16 protein-coding genes and 1 riboswitch are annotated in these 14,388 nt (G+C 47.1%); of the genes, 6 read left to right on the forward strand and 10 right to left on the reverse strand.

The genetic code is table 11. The annotated features are described in order from the left end of the window. Window positions 1–54: 54 nt before the first annotated feature. On the reverse strand, window positions 55–603 hold the full coding sequence (locus HP567_RS22025; RefSeq protein WP_007723208.1) for a MarR family winged helix-turn-helix transcriptional regulator: 549 nt from the start codon (window positions 601–603) through the stop codon (window positions 55–57). Between the two features lie 180 nt (window positions 604–783). Between HP567_RS22025 and HP567_RS22030 the strand changes: the two genes are divergently transcribed. Next, a complete protein-coding gene (locus HP567_RS22030; protein ID WP_173608250.1) occupies window positions 784–1,212 on the forward strand; it encodes a DUF1885 family protein in 429 nt (142 codons plus the stop codon). 95 nt (window positions 1,213–1,307) lie between these two features. Continuing rightward, entirely contained in the window at window positions 1,308–1,946 is a 639-nt protein-coding gene (locus tag HP567_RS22035) for a glycoside hydrolase family 73 protein (RefSeq protein WP_173608251.1), read from the forward strand. 110 nt (window positions 1,947–2,056) lie between these two features. Here HP567_RS22035 and HP567_RS22040 read toward each other — a convergent pair whose 3' ends face one another. The 5 genes from HP567_RS22040 to dapD all read right to left on the reverse strand — a co-directional run bounded on the left by HP567_RS22040 (window position 2,057) and on the right by dapD (window position 6,481). Next, window positions 2,057–2,419 carry a DUF4912 domain-containing protein gene (locus HP567_RS22040; protein WP_007723202.1) on the reverse strand — a complete coding sequence of 121 codons (363 nt, stop codon included), beginning with the start codon at window positions 2,417–2,419 and terminating at the stop codon, window positions 2,057–2,059. Between the two features lie 112 nt (window positions 2,420–2,531). Beyond that, entirely contained in the window at window positions 2,532–3,131 is a 600-nt protein-coding gene (locus HP567_RS22045; protein ID WP_048033807.1) for a hypothetical protein, read from the reverse strand. A gap of 273 nt (window positions 3,132–3,404) precedes the next feature. Beyond that, complete coding sequence (locus HP567_RS22050; RefSeq protein WP_173608252.1) at window positions 3,405–4,538, reverse strand: N-acetyldiaminopimelate deacetylase; 1,134 nt, start codon at window positions 4,536–4,538, stop codon at window positions 3,405–3,407. Between the two features lie 3 nt (window positions 4,539–4,541). Then, window positions 4,542–5,756, reverse strand: coding sequence for an aspartate aminotransferase family protein (locus HP567_RS22055; protein ID WP_173608253.1), 1,215 nt, complete (start codon window positions 5,754–5,756; stop codon window positions 4,542–4,544). Window positions 5,757–5,770: 14 nt separating this feature from the next. Beyond that, the gene (dapD, locus tag HP567_RS22060) at window positions 5,771–6,481 is read right to left on the reverse strand and encodes a 2,3,4,5-tetrahydropyridine-2,6-dicarboxylate N-acetyltransferase (protein ID WP_007723196.1); all 711 of its coding nucleotides are present in this window, start codon (window positions 6,479–6,481) and stop codon (window positions 5,771–5,773) included. A 91-nt stretch (window positions 6,482–6,572) separates the two neighbouring features. Next, window positions 6,573–6,762: riboswitch (Lysine riboswitch) on the reverse strand. Window positions 6,763–6,902: 140 nt separating this feature from the next. On the opposite strand from dapD, the gene HP567_RS22065 reads away from it, so the two are divergent. Then, a complete protein-coding gene (locus HP567_RS22065; protein WP_173608254.1) occupies window positions 6,903–7,343 on the forward strand; it encodes a flavodoxin in 441 nt (146 codons plus the stop codon). Window positions 7,344–7,411: 68 nt separating this feature from the next. Next, complete coding sequence (locus tag HP567_RS22070; protein WP_173608255.1) at window positions 7,412–7,960, forward strand: GNAT family N-acetyltransferase; 549 nt, start codon at window positions 7,412–7,414, stop codon at window positions 7,958–7,960. Here the strand turns inward: HP567_RS22070 and HP567_RS22075 are convergent. Genes HP567_RS22075 through HP567_RS22085 form a run of 3 tightly spaced genes read right to left on the reverse strand, consistent with a single transcriptional unit; the run spans window position 7,935 to window position 11,100 of the window. After that, window positions 7,935–8,780 carry an EcsC family protein gene (locus tag HP567_RS22075; protein ID WP_173608256.1) on the reverse strand — a complete coding sequence of 282 codons (846 nt, stop codon included), beginning with the start codon at window positions 8,778–8,780 and terminating at the stop codon, window positions 7,935–7,937. The genes HP567_RS22070 and HP567_RS22075 overlap by 26 nt on opposite strands. A gap of 22 nt (window positions 8,781–8,802) precedes the next feature. Then, window positions 8,803–8,997, reverse strand: a complete 195-nt coding sequence (locus tag HP567_RS22080) for a hypothetical protein (RefSeq protein ID WP_229088093.1) — start codon at window positions 8,995–8,997, stop codon at window positions 8,803–8,805. Window positions 8,998–9,057: 60 nt separating this feature from the next. Further along, window positions 9,058–11,100: a hypothetical protein gene (locus HP567_RS22085; protein ID WP_173608258.1), complete on the reverse strand. Its 2,043-nt coding sequence runs from the start codon at window positions 11,098–11,100 to the stop codon at window positions 9,058–9,060. A gap of 189 nt (window positions 11,101–11,289) precedes the next feature. Here HP567_RS22085 and HP567_RS22090 point away from each other — a divergent pair, with 189 nt between their 5' ends. Next, window positions 11,290–12,090, forward strand: a complete 801-nt coding sequence (locus tag HP567_RS22090) for a class I SAM-dependent methyltransferase (protein ID WP_173608259.1) — start codon at window positions 11,290–11,292, stop codon at window positions 12,088–12,090. Beyond that, a complete protein-coding gene (locus HP567_RS22095; RefSeq protein ID WP_173608260.1) occupies window positions 12,087–12,761 on the forward strand; it encodes a hypothetical protein in 675 nt (224 codons plus the stop codon). The genes HP567_RS22090 and HP567_RS22095 overlap by 4 nt, the downstream gene beginning before the upstream one ends. A gap of 92 nt (window positions 12,762–12,853) precedes the next feature. Here the strand turns inward: HP567_RS22095 and HP567_RS22100 are convergent, their stop codons facing one another. Then, complete coding sequence (locus tag HP567_RS22100) at window positions 12,854–14,371, reverse strand: efflux RND transporter periplasmic adaptor subunit (RefSeq protein ID WP_173608261.1); 1,518 nt, start codon at window positions 14,369–14,371, stop codon at window positions 12,854–12,856. Window positions 14,372–14,388 lie beyond the last annotated feature (17 nt).

Raw genomic sequence — 14,388 nt, forward strand, 5'->3', positions numbered from 1 at the left:
TTGGCCTCCGAATTTCGTGAAATATTCGGATTATTCACTAGTATAAGCGAAAAATCACGTTTTTGCCACCCAAACAGCATCATTTACCAGACGCGTTGGGTTAATGACCCTGTCTTCCCCTTCTTGAATCCATCTTACTTTTTCGGCACCATGCAACGATTGCGCGACAAAGGAAAGGCATTCAAAGAACAGTTCAACTACTGCTGTACTGTATCGTTCCTCCATTTTCTCCAATGCATACGTCAATCTAAAAATATCTGGTACACTTCTTCGACTGGCTTCCAATACTTCTTTTCCTTTTTCAGTCGGGTATACGTGAACCACCCGCCCATCCAACTCCGACTTTTCGATGGTCACCATGCCTTTCTCCATTAATTTCTTGATATGAATGACAATCGAAGAGGGATGCCAGAAGGTCCAATCTGCAATTTGTGTGACGCGTACACCTTCATAACAGTAGATGATCCAGAGAATGTTTAACTGTACGGAAGAATCCAATTCGGCTTCCTTCGCTGCCCGCTCCCAGTCTTCTTTGTTCACCACATCGATGGCGCGCATGGTGTTTAAAGCTTCGAATACATGTCTAATTGAGGCCTCCTGCATGCGTATATTCCTCCATGATCCTTTATCGTTCATCTAACGGCATATAAATATGATATATATTTTACACTTTTCAGAAAAAACACGCAATTGTTTTTGGTCGCCAACTGCCTCATTGCCAAAGAGTGGAAGACAATGCTACACTAAACGCACAGAATACCGGTACTAGGAGTGAGTGCAGTCGTGAAACTTCAATCGGCCTACATCTATTTCGTTGATGGTTCTACCGCAGCATCTGCAAGTATTGACGACGTGAAAGCCAAGTTTACGCGATACGTTGACATGACAACAAAAACAGGAAAGCAGTTGGGCTGGACCTATGCTGACGCCGCTTTCCCCTACACCCTAGAAGAACGCCCGGAAGGAAAGGAATCATGGTTCCTTCTCAAAGGAAAAGACCCTAATATGTACAAAGCCATCGTTGTTGGAGTCGGGAGCAAAAATGAAAACGGTTCCGAAAAGCACTACATACAAGTGTCCCTCCCTGAATCTGCGACGCATGGCGATAAAAACAAGGCAAATGAGTACTGTCGATTCTTGGCACGTGATTATAAAGCAGAGCTCCACCTCTTCAACAAGCGCATTCAATATTTCCAACCTCGAAAACCATAAAGAAAGATGGAAAAACAGTCGAGAAATTTCGACTGTTTTTCATGTTCAGGCCTATTTTTTCATACGAATAACAAAGAGAGGAAAGAGGTGAGCTTATGGATGCGCAAGCCTTTATTCAGTTGGTTGCTAACCATGCCAGGAAGACTTATTTGAACGATCGTCTCTTCCCCTCCATTATCATAGCGCAAGCCATACTCGAATCTGGTTGGGGTGAAAAAGTACCTGTTGACCCTGCCACTGGAACATCCTCGTACAACCTCTTTGGAATAAAGGGAGTGGGACCTGCAGGCTCTGTCACCATCGAAAGCAAAGAGGTGGAAAACGGAAAGACCGTTATACGTACTTCCCAGTTCCGCGCTTATGAAAATTACCAGCAATCCATGGAAGACCATGCCCAATTTTTACGTAAGCCCGCTTATAAAAACGTGCTGGCAGCCACAACTCCCGCACAAGCCGCGCAAGCCTTAGAAGAAGCCGGCTACGCTACTGATCCTGCGTATGCTGAAAAACTGACGCGCCTCATTCAGACGTACAACTTGACCCAGTACGATCAATTCGTTCCAGAAGATCCACAATCGTTACCTCCCTGGAAACTGGATCTGGGCAATCGTGCGCTACAGGAGGGCTTGCTGACATCCCATGAATGGCTAGATAAGTTAGATGAACCAATGCCAGTATGGGCTGTTTTAGCGGTTGCCCTGCGACTGCTGGACAAACAGCGAGAGAAGCCGTGAGTCCATAAAACAATCAAAAGCCCCATTTCCACTAGCAAATATCGTGGGTAATGGGGCTGTTCCGTATAAAAATGCATTGCCGCAGTCGTAACGTTGCTCGAGCACGTTGATCAAATCATTTGAGACCTGGACAGCGAATAAAACCTTCCGTCCACCATCCGAATTCCCAGATCGACGCAATATTCCAATCCTTGCGTCACTCCGTACAAAATCCATTCGGAAGAACGGTGGTTGATATCAAAATCAGTGTAAAGGTCAGTGCCATCATTTCGGATCTCTTTGCGGTACGTCACATCAAAAAGGCGTAGGACAAAAGGCAGTTCAGCAAACGGAATAGCAAACTTTCGCTCTATTTCTTGCTCAAACTCCTTCGTCATGCTCCACTCTGCCTGAATGGATTGCTCATCTTTCCAGGCAATGCGTATACTCGGGCCTTCTACATCTGTGGACGATCGCGGGGGATTTGTCTCCATTCGCTCCCATCGTTCCTTTCTTTCATGTACTTGCTATCACCAAGTATATTGGCTTTTCCGTATATTATAGCACGGGGACATGCAAAGTGGAAACGCATCCAAGCCATAATTTTTAGCGGCCAACTGTAAATGTATTTTCTCCGACGGTTACATAAGAAGTGAATTTCTCGGATTTCATTTGAACTTGTACTTTATAAGTGCCGTATGCTTCGAGTTTCGTAGATACAAAAGGCTCTGAAAAATAGAAGCTGTTTGCATTTTGCGTGGAGTATTTCCATTCTTTCCCTTTGGACACTTCTTTGCCGTCCGGTCCGACCAACACAAGTTGCATGCGCAGGTCTTTGGCTACAGGCGCGTCATCAACCTCTACGAATACGTTAAACGTACGAGGCACATTTTTGTCGCTGTATCCTTTGACAGGGTTGCTGAAAACAACATTTTTATTGCGGGTCTGCTGAATCCCTTCGACCACAATAATATTTACGTTTGGCTTAATCACTTGCAATTTGCCAGATTGCTGATCGTAATCGGCGAAACCACCGAGCTTGTTCACTATTGATTCAACCGATTCGGCCTTGGATGCTGGCATTTCACTCGCAACGGTTTCTGCGCCGAAGAATACGCGCATCGCACCCTCTCCAAGCGCAGTAGTGCTCCCCACCCCTGCTGCTACAGTCAACGCCAACAAAGCCGACAACCATGCTTTTTTCATGTCAATAATCCTCCTGTATGTGTGCGCGGCAGCGCTTGTTTTTCCGGAATTTCTTCTCCCTAGTTTATACGTTTGGAAAAGGAAATAGTTGTGCTGCCCTGATAAGTTTTTTCAACAATATCCACATTATCCACAAGCACAAAAACCTTAGGAAGAAAGACTTATACACAGAGATGTTAGTAACTACTTCTTACCCTTGACCAGAATACGGGCGGGAAGGACACAGAAAAAAGAGCGGCTATCCAGCCACTCTTTTTTTGTTCCTGACACCTGCTACTCCTGTTGCGAAAGCCATGTAAAATACCGGGAGACCAGTCGAACGGCAACCTCGATCGCGTCTTCGTTCGGCTCAATTTTGGAATGGTGCAAGCCGTACGGCGTTTGCACACCCAGCCAGAACAAAAAGCCGGGGATTTCTTTCAAAAAGTAACCGAAGTCTTCTCCGGTCATGGCTTCCTTGCAGGTAATGAGAGTTACCTCTTCACATTGGTCCTGTACCCATTGCATGAAGTCTGTCGTTAGCTGCTCCTCGTTGTAAACCTGGCAGTAGCCAACACCGTAATCAATCGTTGCCTGGCAATCAAAGCCTATTTCCACTCCCTTTACGAGAGATTCAATGCGGCTTTTGACGAGTGCCATCGATTCCATCGAAAAGGTTCGGATGGTCCCTTCTAGCCTGGACTTCTCCGCGATGATGTTCTGCTTCGTCCCGCTCTCCAGCTTGCCAATCGTTATGACGGCCGAATCCAATGGATCGATATTGCGCGAAATAATCGATTGAAGCTGAGTCACAAGATGGCTTCCTGCAACCACCATGTCATTCGCCTTGTGGGGGAAGGCTGCATGCCCCCCTTTGCCAACCAAATCAATGTACAACTCAGAAGTATTGGCAAACAAAATTCCTGGCTTCGTCGCAATATGACCAACTGGATATTCCGGCGCGATATGCAGGGCAAAAATGCAGTCCGGTCGCCAGTCTGCAAACTCTTCACTTTCCATCATCGGTTCAGCACCGCCAGGGCCTTCTTCTGCCGGCTGAAAGAGAAACAACAAATCATCTGCGATCGGATGCTCGGTAAAATGCGTCAGGAGGCCAAGAGCAATTGCCATATGCATGTCATGCCCGCAAGCATGCATGTATCCTTCATGAAGCGATCGAAACGGATAGGACGTTTCCTCTACGATCGGCAGGCCATCCATATCCGTCCGCCAGGCAATTAATCGTTTTGGCTCTGTTCCTGCCAGCTTGACCAAAATGCCTGTCCGCCACGTTTTGATCTCGATTCGCTCCTGAGGCAGCTTTTTCAAATAATCAAGCAAGTATTGTTGCGTCTTCACTTCAGCGAAGCCTGGCTCCGGTATTTGGTGCAGGTCTCGGCGAATTTGTGTAAACAAGGAAGTCGTCATGGTCTACGCCTCCTTTTTCGTACTTGTTCTTGCTGTTAATTGCTCCTCAAACACGGCAAGGAAACGGTCCACATCGGCTTTGGTCAACGTCAATGGCGGAAGCAGACGAACAATCGTTTTCTGCGTCACGTCAACGAGAATTCCTTCGTCAAGCAATGCTTGCTGCAAGTGGCTTACCTCTTCCGGGGTGGAAGAGAGCGGAATTCCAACCATCAAGCCTTTTCCGCGCAGGGATTGCAGCTGATCCGGAAGGCGCGTTCGCAACGCTTCCAAACCCGACCACAGGTACGCAATCACTTCTTCTACGTGAGCGATGAAGGCTGGATCAAGCAATTCGTCCAACACGACATTCCCCAGGGCAGCAGACAGTGGCGATGGTGCGAATGTCGTTCCGTGATCCCCTGGTTTGAACTGATTCATCAGCTTTGGACCAGCGATGACACCGCCGAGGGGAAGCCCTCCCCCTATACCTTTGGCAAAAAGGATAAGGTCTGGCGTTACGCCTGCATGCTCATAAGCAAAGAGCTTTCCTGTTCTGCCCATTCCTGTCTGGATCTCGTCCATGACAAAGAGCATACCTTCTTGCTCACAGATCGCAGCTACCTCTCGCAAGAACGCTTCGGATAACGGTACGACACCGCCAGAACCCAATACTGGCTCCATGAGGACCGCAGCGGGTCTTGCTTCCTGGCAAATCGCTCGCAATCCTGCCGTGTCCTCCACATCCAATTCATAAACAGGAAAAGCTGGCTGAGGAAAGTCTTGATAGACGTGAGCCTGCCTCGTCAGACGCACTGCTCCGAGTGTTCGCCCATGAAAGCTGTTGCGCAAGACAACGATGCCTTCACGACCAGCTCCCTCGTTTTTTGTCCATTTGTGAATCAGCTTGATGGCAGACTCTGTGGCCTCTGCACCAGAGTTGGTGAAAAACACCTTACCGCTGATGCTGTTCGCAACCAAACGCTCGGCTAAACGAATAGCCGGCTTGTTTAAAAATACATTGGAAATATGCAAGAAGCGCTCTCCCTGCTCACGCAGAGCCTGTACAATGCGCGGATGAGAATGCCCCAAAACGTTTACCGCGAGTCCGGTAAACAAGTCGAGATAACTCTTCCCGTTCGTATCGTACAAGTAATTTCCTTCGCCTTTGTCTATGGCAATCGGAAGTCTTTTGTAAGAGGAGACGATATATTGTTCATCGAGCGAACGCCAGTCCATGTGCACTCTCTCCCTTACAGCTGACGTAGCTCCTGCTTGATCTCTGTCTTGGAACGAGTTTTTTCATCAATTTGCTTGATCACACGTGCAGGCGTTCCCGCAACTACTACGTATGGAGGTACATCTTCAATGACGACAGCACCTGCTGCAACGACAGCACCTTTTCCTACGCGTACACCTTCCAGAATGACTGCATTTGCTCCGATGACAACATCATCTTCGACAACAACTGGCTGTGCAGACGGCGGCTCGATAACGCCCGCGATAACCGATCCCGCACCGATGTGGCAGTTTTTCCCGATAGTTCCACGTCCACCTACTACAACATTCATGTCGATCATTGTACCTTCACCGATAACTGCACCGATGTTAATGGAAGCACCCATCATAATGACCGCGTTGTTACCAATTGTCACTTGGTCACGGATAATTGCGCCTGGCTCAATACGCGCTTGAATCCCTTTTGTATCCAGCAATGGAATGGCGGAGTTGCGACGGTCACTCTCTACTACATAATCTTCAATTTTGTCTGCGTTAGCAGCGAGCACTGGCTCAATCTCTTTCCACTCACCAAAAACAACACCAGTAGGACCAGTAATGAACGCTTTGGAGCTCGCACCGAAGTCGATTCCCTCCAGGTTCCCTTTCACATATACTTTCACGGGTGTTTTCTTTTCGCTTTTTTGGATAAACGCGATAATTTCGTTGGCATCCATCATATTCATTGTTACATCCTCCTCAAAATAACAGCATGGTAAATCAAAAAAAGCAATGAGTGCATTCGCTATCTCATTGCTCTTGATGCTACATAAGCAAATCATAAATAGCGCTCCACAAAAAGACGTAAGGTCCCTTGTGACAGGATGTTCATTTTTCATGAGACACCCCAGCCTGTGCTACGTAGGGGCATAGCATAAGCTTCGGCGCTTTAGCCTTTCTTCCTTCTCCTGCCCCCTGGCAGATTGCGAAAAGACTTACTCTTCTTCGGCGCACCTCTATTTAGAGTACATTATTATAATTTTATTTAACTCTACCAAAATCAATGAAACGTGGCAATAAGAAAAAAATTATTGACAACGATTCTCATTTTCATTATTTTATTTATTGAGAATGATACTCATTATCCAATTGGAGGGTTTACGTTTTATGAGCATTTTGATGGTTTACGCGAGCATGACAGGGAATACACAGGAAATTGCTGAAGCAATTGCAGAAGGTATTCGTTCCACTGGTGCTGAGCTGGAGATAAAAGAAGTGATGGATGCAAACGCAAAAGAACTCGAGGCTTACGACGGAATCTTGCTTGGCGCCTACACATGGGGCGACGGCGAACTCCCAGATGAATGCATGGATTTTTATGAGGAAATGGACGATATTGACCTTAGCGGGAAAAAGGTTGTTGCTTTTGGCTCTTGCGACTCCGCTTATGAGCATGTCGGTGCAGCAGTTGATATTTTGCTGAAAAAGGCGAGCGAACGGGGAGCAGAAACACCAATGGAAGGATTGAAAATCGAGCTTTCTCCTACTGCAAAAGAAGTGGAAACTTGCAAAGCATTTGGGGTATCGTTTGCTGAATTGCTCGGATAATCGGTGTTTCCCAAATAGTCTGGCACATGCTATACTATCAATCCAACTTTTTCAGGAGGATTGATCTCATGACACTACATACGGACGAGATTCTCTTACGGCCTCTCCACCAACAAGACGCAGCCGAGCTCCTAGAGCTTCGGCTGCGCAATCATGACTTTCTCCAACCATTTGAACCGATCCGCCCCGCTTCATTTCTGACCCTCCCAGTACAGCAAGAACAGATTTCACAAGCGCAGAATGATTTTGAACGTGGCACGGCCTATGCTTTCGGCGTATTCTCCCGGGAATCCGGAAAGATGATTGGACGTATTGCGTTGTCAAATGTCGCACGCGGCGCATGGCAAAATGCAACGATTGGTTACTTCATGGATCAGGCGTGCAATGGCAAAGGCTATACGACATTAGCCGTAAATCTTGCCCTTCGCTTTGCTTTCACGGATGCTGGGCTACACAGGGTACAAGCGGCTGTAATGCCTCGCAACCAAGCCTCCATTCGTGTCTTGGAAAAAAACCGTTTTCGCCAGGAAGGCCTTTCGTTACGCTATTTACAAATTAACGGCGTATGGGAGGACCATCTTATCTACGCTCTTACTGCTGAAGAGTGGTCTTTGTAATCTCCCCACTCTTTTCGCTATCGCGCAGCCGCTCCAGGATGCGCCGTTTGCGGTACAGCATCATCCCCGCTTCGGCGACATCCTGTACGGTTGAGCGATTCAAATACGCCCCGAACAAAATACCCGCAATGGGCACCATTTGAAATAACTTTTTCCACCCAAAGTTTTCTGTGTACGTTACCACGACTTCACGCCATCCCTGCAATTGCGCCATTACCTCTCTCTGGGCAGTTGGGTCATCAAAGCGGGAGAGCTCAGCGAGTATCGCTTTTTTCCCTACGATGTCCGATGAAGCAAACTGCAGGCATTTGACGACAAACAGCCGCTCCTTCTTCTCTTCCGGTCGATAGCCATAGGCAAGCGCCATCTCTTGTAAAACTTTTAGGGATGTCCCCATCAATAACGGGATATCGATCGCAAGGGTAAATATCCCCCCGAAGCCAGTCGTCGCACCTTGTACCGTGGCAAAATTCGCACGTGAATCCTTCAACTCCATGGCGACTTCATTCATGATCGTAAGCGGAACAGCGGCTATCTCCTCCTTGCCAATAACAGAAGTGCCCTGTCCCTCTAATCGTTTGCCAAACCGCTTGTATATCGGTTCATCCTGCACCAAATAAGTTCCACCTGTTTCAAGAAAGGCTGCCATTTCATCTACGGCTTTTCCCAGCTTCTCCTGAACGAATGCAGGCGTAATCCGATCCAACAAAACAAAAGGAAGTCTGCCAAGCTTTTCCCAGAACCACAAGTCGTTCTGGTCCTTCTCCCAAGCCTCCACTTCGTGTAATGCCGTAACCAATGTCTCCCTAGACTCCTTCAACACCAATAACCTCCCTGGCTGCTCACTCAGATTCTCCTCGCTTCCACTGACATTGGTTGCGCAAGACGGACTTGATATAGTCCCGCAACTCTTCTGACGTGGCGTGACAGACGAACTCTCTTTTATGTCTTACGATCCCCAGCTTCAAATGTTTCACTTGCTCTCCTTCGATCCGAAAGCCGAACTTTTCTAGGATTGCCTTCTGCTCATTTGTCACAGGACTTCCTCCCCTTGTAGTCGAAAACCCCCATGCCAAATTGCAAGGGGGTCTTCCTACCTACTTTACTTCAATTGTCATCGTCAATGTTTCATTACGCTCATTTTCATCGGTTTTCTTGGTGTGCTTTCTTTTGGAGTTGATAACTGTGCAGGTTTTATTGGTGAGCGTATTCGTTACCTTGATCTTGTATTCCCCAGGCTTATCCGTATCGATATACCTTTTCAAATTCAGTGATTCAAGTCCCTCACCATCGTCGCCATCACCTTTGCTTGGCTTGATGCTGGCGATTTCTTCTTCCCCGAAAAAGATCTCGATCCGATTTTCTGAGGAAATGGTACCGTTACTGTGCTTCCGATTGGCACCAATACCAATTTCTCCATGTTTCCATTCAAATTTCGGCATATAGTAGGACTTCTTTTCGCTCTTATCCCTGATCTTTTTGGATCCGACAAGCTCAGCATGAGTAGCGATCAGTCTTAAGTCTTCCCATTCTTCGAGATTATCGCCTGCATTCACGGTAATCTTTTGTCCGTCCCGGTATTCCTTTCCGCTCTCGCTTCGAAGAAGAAGTGGCGAACTTGGCGGAGTTACACCTGTATCATCCGGCTCACATGACGGATACGACTTGATTGGAGGCGAATCTTCTATCACTTGAACGTAGCCGCACCATACCTGCGACGGGTCTCTTTTGCTATAGTAGTTGACTTTGTAGCGACCTGGTTTGTAACCGGACAACAGCAATGCCGTGTGATCCCAGCTCAATTTGCTCTCGTCGGCAATGACATTATCGATCGCCCATACACCCGGCCCTTCATCATCATCCGCTTCACTTCCATATTTGATGTGTTCGGCAGCAGTTGCCAGCCAGATCACATGAACAGGATTCTGATACAGCTTGATTGTATTATCAGAGGAATACAGGTTCATCTTTTCTACCGTCGGTGTTGATTGTTCGTTCTGCTGCATCAACACATCCATCGTGACATTTCCATTAGCAGGGCCGCAGGCATTAGGTGCACCTGGTATTTGTATTTGAACCGTTGTCGCCGAAGTATCGCCCCACATAGACGATGTCTCTTTTTGCCCCGAAACAGGCTCAAAGGTAACAGCGATTGTGATTCCGGCCAGTCTCTCAGGAATGTCCACCTCAAAGTGCTGCGCGTCTGTCAAGGTTTGTCCGGTTCCGTTCACCGACCATCTTCCTGGGATTGGCGAATACAATGGAACCTTCCCTGGTGCTGCTGGAGCTGTTATTTTCTGATCTTGCGTGAGCTTTTGACCACTTGCATCTGTCCCCATGTACAGCTCTGCAACGCCTACTTGAATCATCGTCATCCAAGGTGACATGGTAGTATCATCAGGAACAAAGAGGAGCTCGTACTGCCCCGTCAACAATGTCCCCGTCGAAAATATGGTTTCTTGAACAGACCTCATTTCTGTATTCGTGGACTTATTTGTTAATTTCCAAGTGCCCGGTACAGAACTAGTAAAGTCGTGTGAACCCATCATTCCAAAAATCGCCGTTTGTCCGCCGCTTGGTACTGGTTCTCCCTCAGCCTTTTCCCCATTAAATATGCTCGGGTAATTTTGGGCCTCTACCAGAAATCGCACATGCAACGTGCTGCTCTTCCCTTTGGCATCCGTCACAATAAAGGTCAAGGTATGCGAGCCGGCAGATAGCTTTTGTGCTGGAATGGTAAACCGAGGCACTTGCCATTTGAAAGAGGTCTGTGGGGAGGTAGTTTCGGCTTGATACTCCGATAACTCTACGCCATCCAATAAAACTTGCTTCCGATTGAGGTTAGTGCCAGTTCCATAAGTGGTCTGTATCACGTCAATATCAAGTGGTGTCTCGGGAGGAAGAATAAACTCATCATTCTTCACCCAGTTCCAACCATTTGAATCCAATCCTGCAACCTGATAATCGTTAAAGATAACCATATCGTGAACAGGCTGCTGCCGGAGTGGCTTAGATACTTGGCTGTTTTTTTTCATGGATGCTGTTGCCCCGGCCCCCATGGCTGGCAGTACTGACACACCTGACAAAAAGGTGCCCGTTGCCAAACACACTAGAAGTGCTTTTACAACCCATTTTTTCACGAATTGTCCTCCTATTTCTTCCTTTCAATTTTTCAACTGTGATCATTCGACAAAAACAGCGAAATATCCTTTACAATCACAGAGCTTTTTGCGCCATCGGTATAGTTAAAAACTATTCAGTTTATAATTTATATAGATTTGACTTATATCCCCCCAGTTGGTAAAAATGGATGAAAGGGAGGGATTCGGATGGTTCAAACCAATCAATGGAATGCCGGGCTATACGACGCCAAAATGAATTTCGTTTCTGAATACGGCAAAGGTTTAGTGGACTGGCTACAGCCGGCTTCTGGAGAAAACATTCTTGACTTAGGCTGTGGAACAGGGGACCTATGTGCTCAACTATCGCTTGCAGGAGTTAATGTGACAGGAATCGACTTTTCTGCCGCCATGATTGAGGCTGCTCGTCAAAAATATCCGCAGTTTGCCTTTGAAGTAGCCGATGCACATACGTATCGTACAGATGTCAGCTACGACGCTGTCTTTTCTAATGCCGCACTCCACTGGATGAAACGTCCTGCCGAAGTCATTGAAACCATTTGGTTGGCTCTAGCTCCCGGTGGACGCTTTGTCGCTGAATTTGGAGGGCAGGGAAATTGCGGACAAATCACCAAGGCATTACGGACTGTTTTAGCACGAAGAGGAATATCTGCCGACGAGCGCTCGCCTTGGTATTTTCCCAGCATAGGAGAGTACACGACACTTTTGGAAAAGCAAGGATTCCACGTCGTACTTGCCTCCCATTTTGATCGCCCGACAGTCATGGCTGATGGAGACCTGGGGCTGTCACATTGGCTGAATTCTTTTTGCAGTCCTTTTTTCGCGGGACTGTCCTCAAATGAAATTCAGCAAGTATGTAGCGAAGTCACTGACTTACTGCGTCCTGCTCTGTTTCAAGAGGGACACTGGGTGCTCGATTACAAGCGTATTCGCCTCATTGCCCATAAGAAATCAGAGAAGGATACTCTACATGGGGGAACTGCACAATGACCCGTATTGGCTGTCTCCATGGACATTATTCGAATATTTCCCTCTTATCAGATGCGTTCGCAGCCTTTGACGTAGAGCTCATTCATTTTGTTGATCCAGGTTTACTCCTGCAGAATGAAGGAACCTCTGTCCATACCAAGGAACAATCGCATGCCAAATTACGTGAGCAACTAAACTGGATGCGAAACTGCGGGGTCGATGCAATCGTGATCACATGCACGCAGTATGCCGCACTGGTAACACCAGAAGATGAAGCAACTGCCACTGTTCCACTCTTCACAATCGATGGACCTTTTTTTCATGAGCTTGCACGGCATACTGAGCTACAAGTTCTGCTGTTCTCCAATCCCGCTACTGTTCAACCTACGATGGAGCGTCTCGTGAAACACGCCCATTCTCAGAACCTTCATCCAGAGATACAAGTGTCTCTCGTCGAAAATGCTTTTGCCCTGCTCATGGAAAACAAGCAAGAAGCTTACAGAGAAGCCATAAAAGACGCCCTGTATCAGCTCCGCCAAACGTTTCCAGACCAACCTATTGCAGTGGCACAGCTCTCCATGGCCCCTGTTGCTGATCAATTTGCAAAGGAAAATGACTGTACAATTTCCCATCCTTTACATAGTTTGACGTCGCTAATGTCCGTAGCGTTACAATTGCGTTCAAGCCGTTGAAAAGGGAATGCGTGTAAAAAACAGCCCCGTTTGCTTAGGTCTAATGGCCAGTGGCAACGGGGCTGTCGCATAAACACGAATTCAATTGGCTTTTACATGCCTTCGGAGTTGGTCACCAGAACCTCTTCTCCCTCATTCAAGCCGCCTTTGATTTCAATAAAATCATATCCTTCAATCCCGATTTCTACGTCTTTCGGCATTGGATCTCCGGTGCTCGGATCTTTCACCATTACCGTTCCCTGACCTGGTCCCAGAATTTCAACTGCATTGCTTGGCAAGCGCAGGACATTCTGTGCTTGGGCGACGATAATATCGTTGTCTCCCGTCATTCCATGCTTAAAATCAGCCTTGTCTAGCAATTCCACTTTTACCGCGAAACGAACTTCCTTGTCTTCTTTTTTCCCTTCTTTCGGGAGCTCTACGACTTTGCCTTTAAACGGCTCGGTACCGAATGCATACACATAAACATCGACATTTTGTCCGATTTTAATCGCGGGGATATCAAGCTCTCCAACGGCTGCCATAAAGTAAACAGAAGACGTGTCCATAATAATGGCTGCAGGCTCTGATCCTGGCGCTTCGCCTTCTTTTACGCCCAGCTTGGTGATTACACCGCTAATTGGCGCCGTTACTTGGTTCTTCGCAATTTCACGCTTTTTCTGCTCCATGTTCAATAAGGAACTTTTTAGCGCCAGTTCTTTTTCCATCAGCTCCATACCGGACGCTTCCATATCCATCTTGAACAGTTGTTGCCCTACTTTGACTACATCGTCCTTTTTGACGTCGATCTTGCCGATTTTCCCGTACGTACCAGCCAAGATTTCTATTTCATCCGGCAGCTGGAATTCTTTCTGATTTCGGCTTACGTATAAGAGGCCCTTATCATCCGTGTACTGTACCTCACCCTTGTCTCCGACGTAAATGGCCCCAGGCTTCTTGACCAATACCTCGACATTGTGAATTCCGCCAGCACCTTCTACTTTTTCACCTATTCTATCCACTTCTGTGACAACACCATCCACAAAATACATGGAAGTCGGAATGAATACCTTCACTTTTTGTCCTACACTGAATCGTTCAGACTCATAGGAGGTAAATTGCCCAATAATTTTCAAATAGTCGGTATTAGCCAGCTTGACTACCACCTGTTCCGGTCTTACATCTTGTCCTTCTTCTACAAGGACCTCAACCACTTTTCCTTCTTTTGTAGCCGTGATCTTGTCTTTCTTTTGCTTAATTTCATTTAGCTCTTTTTTCGCCTTTAAAATGTCCAGCTCCAGCTTTTGAATTTCCAGTTGTGCATCCGAGCTGTCTATCGTGAACAAAACATCGCCTTTTTTTACGGACTGCCCTTCTTTCACTAGCACACGTTGCACCTTGCCGCTGAGCTCTGGCTTGACTTCCTCACGGGCCTTCGCTTCCACTGTACCTGCTGAGTTGATTGTCTTCTTGACGTCACCTCGTTCCACGACCGCTGTCGGGAAGTTCGGTTTTTCTTCCGGCTTTTCTTCTGTAACCTCTTCGCCCTTGAAGTATGAGTAGCCGTAATAGCTGCCTCCTCCAAGAACGGCCACGACCGTGGCGATAATGATCCATTTTTTCTTGTTCATCTTACGTTCCTCACATT

Origin of the sequence: Brevibacillus sp. M2.1A (assembly GCF_013284355.2) — a bacterium.
GTDB lineage: Bacteria > Bacillota > Bacilli > Brevibacillales > Brevibacillaceae > Brevibacillus.

Excerpts from the sequence above, each read along its gene's own strand:
- HP567_RS22050 (WP_173608252.1), bottom strand. The coding sequence starts at position 4,538 with ATGACGACTTCCTTGTTTACACAAATTCGCCGAGACCTGCACCAAATA.
- HP567_RS22025 (WP_007723208.1), bottom strand. The coding sequence starts at position 603 with ATGCAGGAGGCCTCAATTAGACATGTATTCGAAGCTTTAAACACCATG.
- HP567_RS22065 (WP_173608254.1), top strand. The coding sequence starts at position 6,903 with ATGAGCATTTTGATGGTTTACGCGAGCATGACAGGGAATACACAGGAA.
- HP567_RS22040 (WP_007723202.1), bottom strand. The coding sequence starts at position 2,419 with ATGGAGACAAATCCCCCGCGATCGTCCACAGATGTAGAAGGCCCGAGT.
- dapD (WP_007723196.1), bottom strand. The coding sequence starts at position 6,481 with ATGAATATGATGGATGCCAACGAAATTATCGCGTTTATCCAAAAAAGC.
- HP567_RS22055 (WP_173608253.1), bottom strand. The coding sequence starts at position 5,756 with ATGGACTGGCGTTCGCTCGATGAACAATATATCGTCTCCTCTTACAAA.
- HP567_RS22045 (WP_048033807.1), bottom strand. The coding sequence starts at position 3,131 with ATGAAAAAAGCATGGTTGTCGGCTTTGTTGGCGTTGACTGTAGCAGCA.
- HP567_RS22070 (WP_173608255.1), top strand. The coding sequence starts at position 7,412 with ATGACACTACATACGGACGAGATTCTCTTACGGCCTCTCCACCAACAA.
- HP567_RS22100 (WP_173608261.1), bottom strand. The coding sequence starts at position 14,371 with ATGAACAAGAAAAAATGGATCATTATCGCCACGGTCGTGGCCGTTCTT.
- HP567_RS22090 (WP_173608259.1), top strand. The coding sequence starts at position 11,290 with ATGGTTCAAACCAATCAATGGAATGCCGGGCTATACGACGCCAAAATG.
- HP567_RS22095 (WP_173608260.1), top strand. The coding sequence starts at position 12,087 with ATGACCCGTATTGGCTGTCTCCATGGACATTATTCGAATATTTCCCTC.
- HP567_RS22035 (WP_173608251.1), top strand. The coding sequence starts at position 1,308 with ATGGATGCGCAAGCCTTTATTCAGTTGGTTGCTAACCATGCCAGGAAG.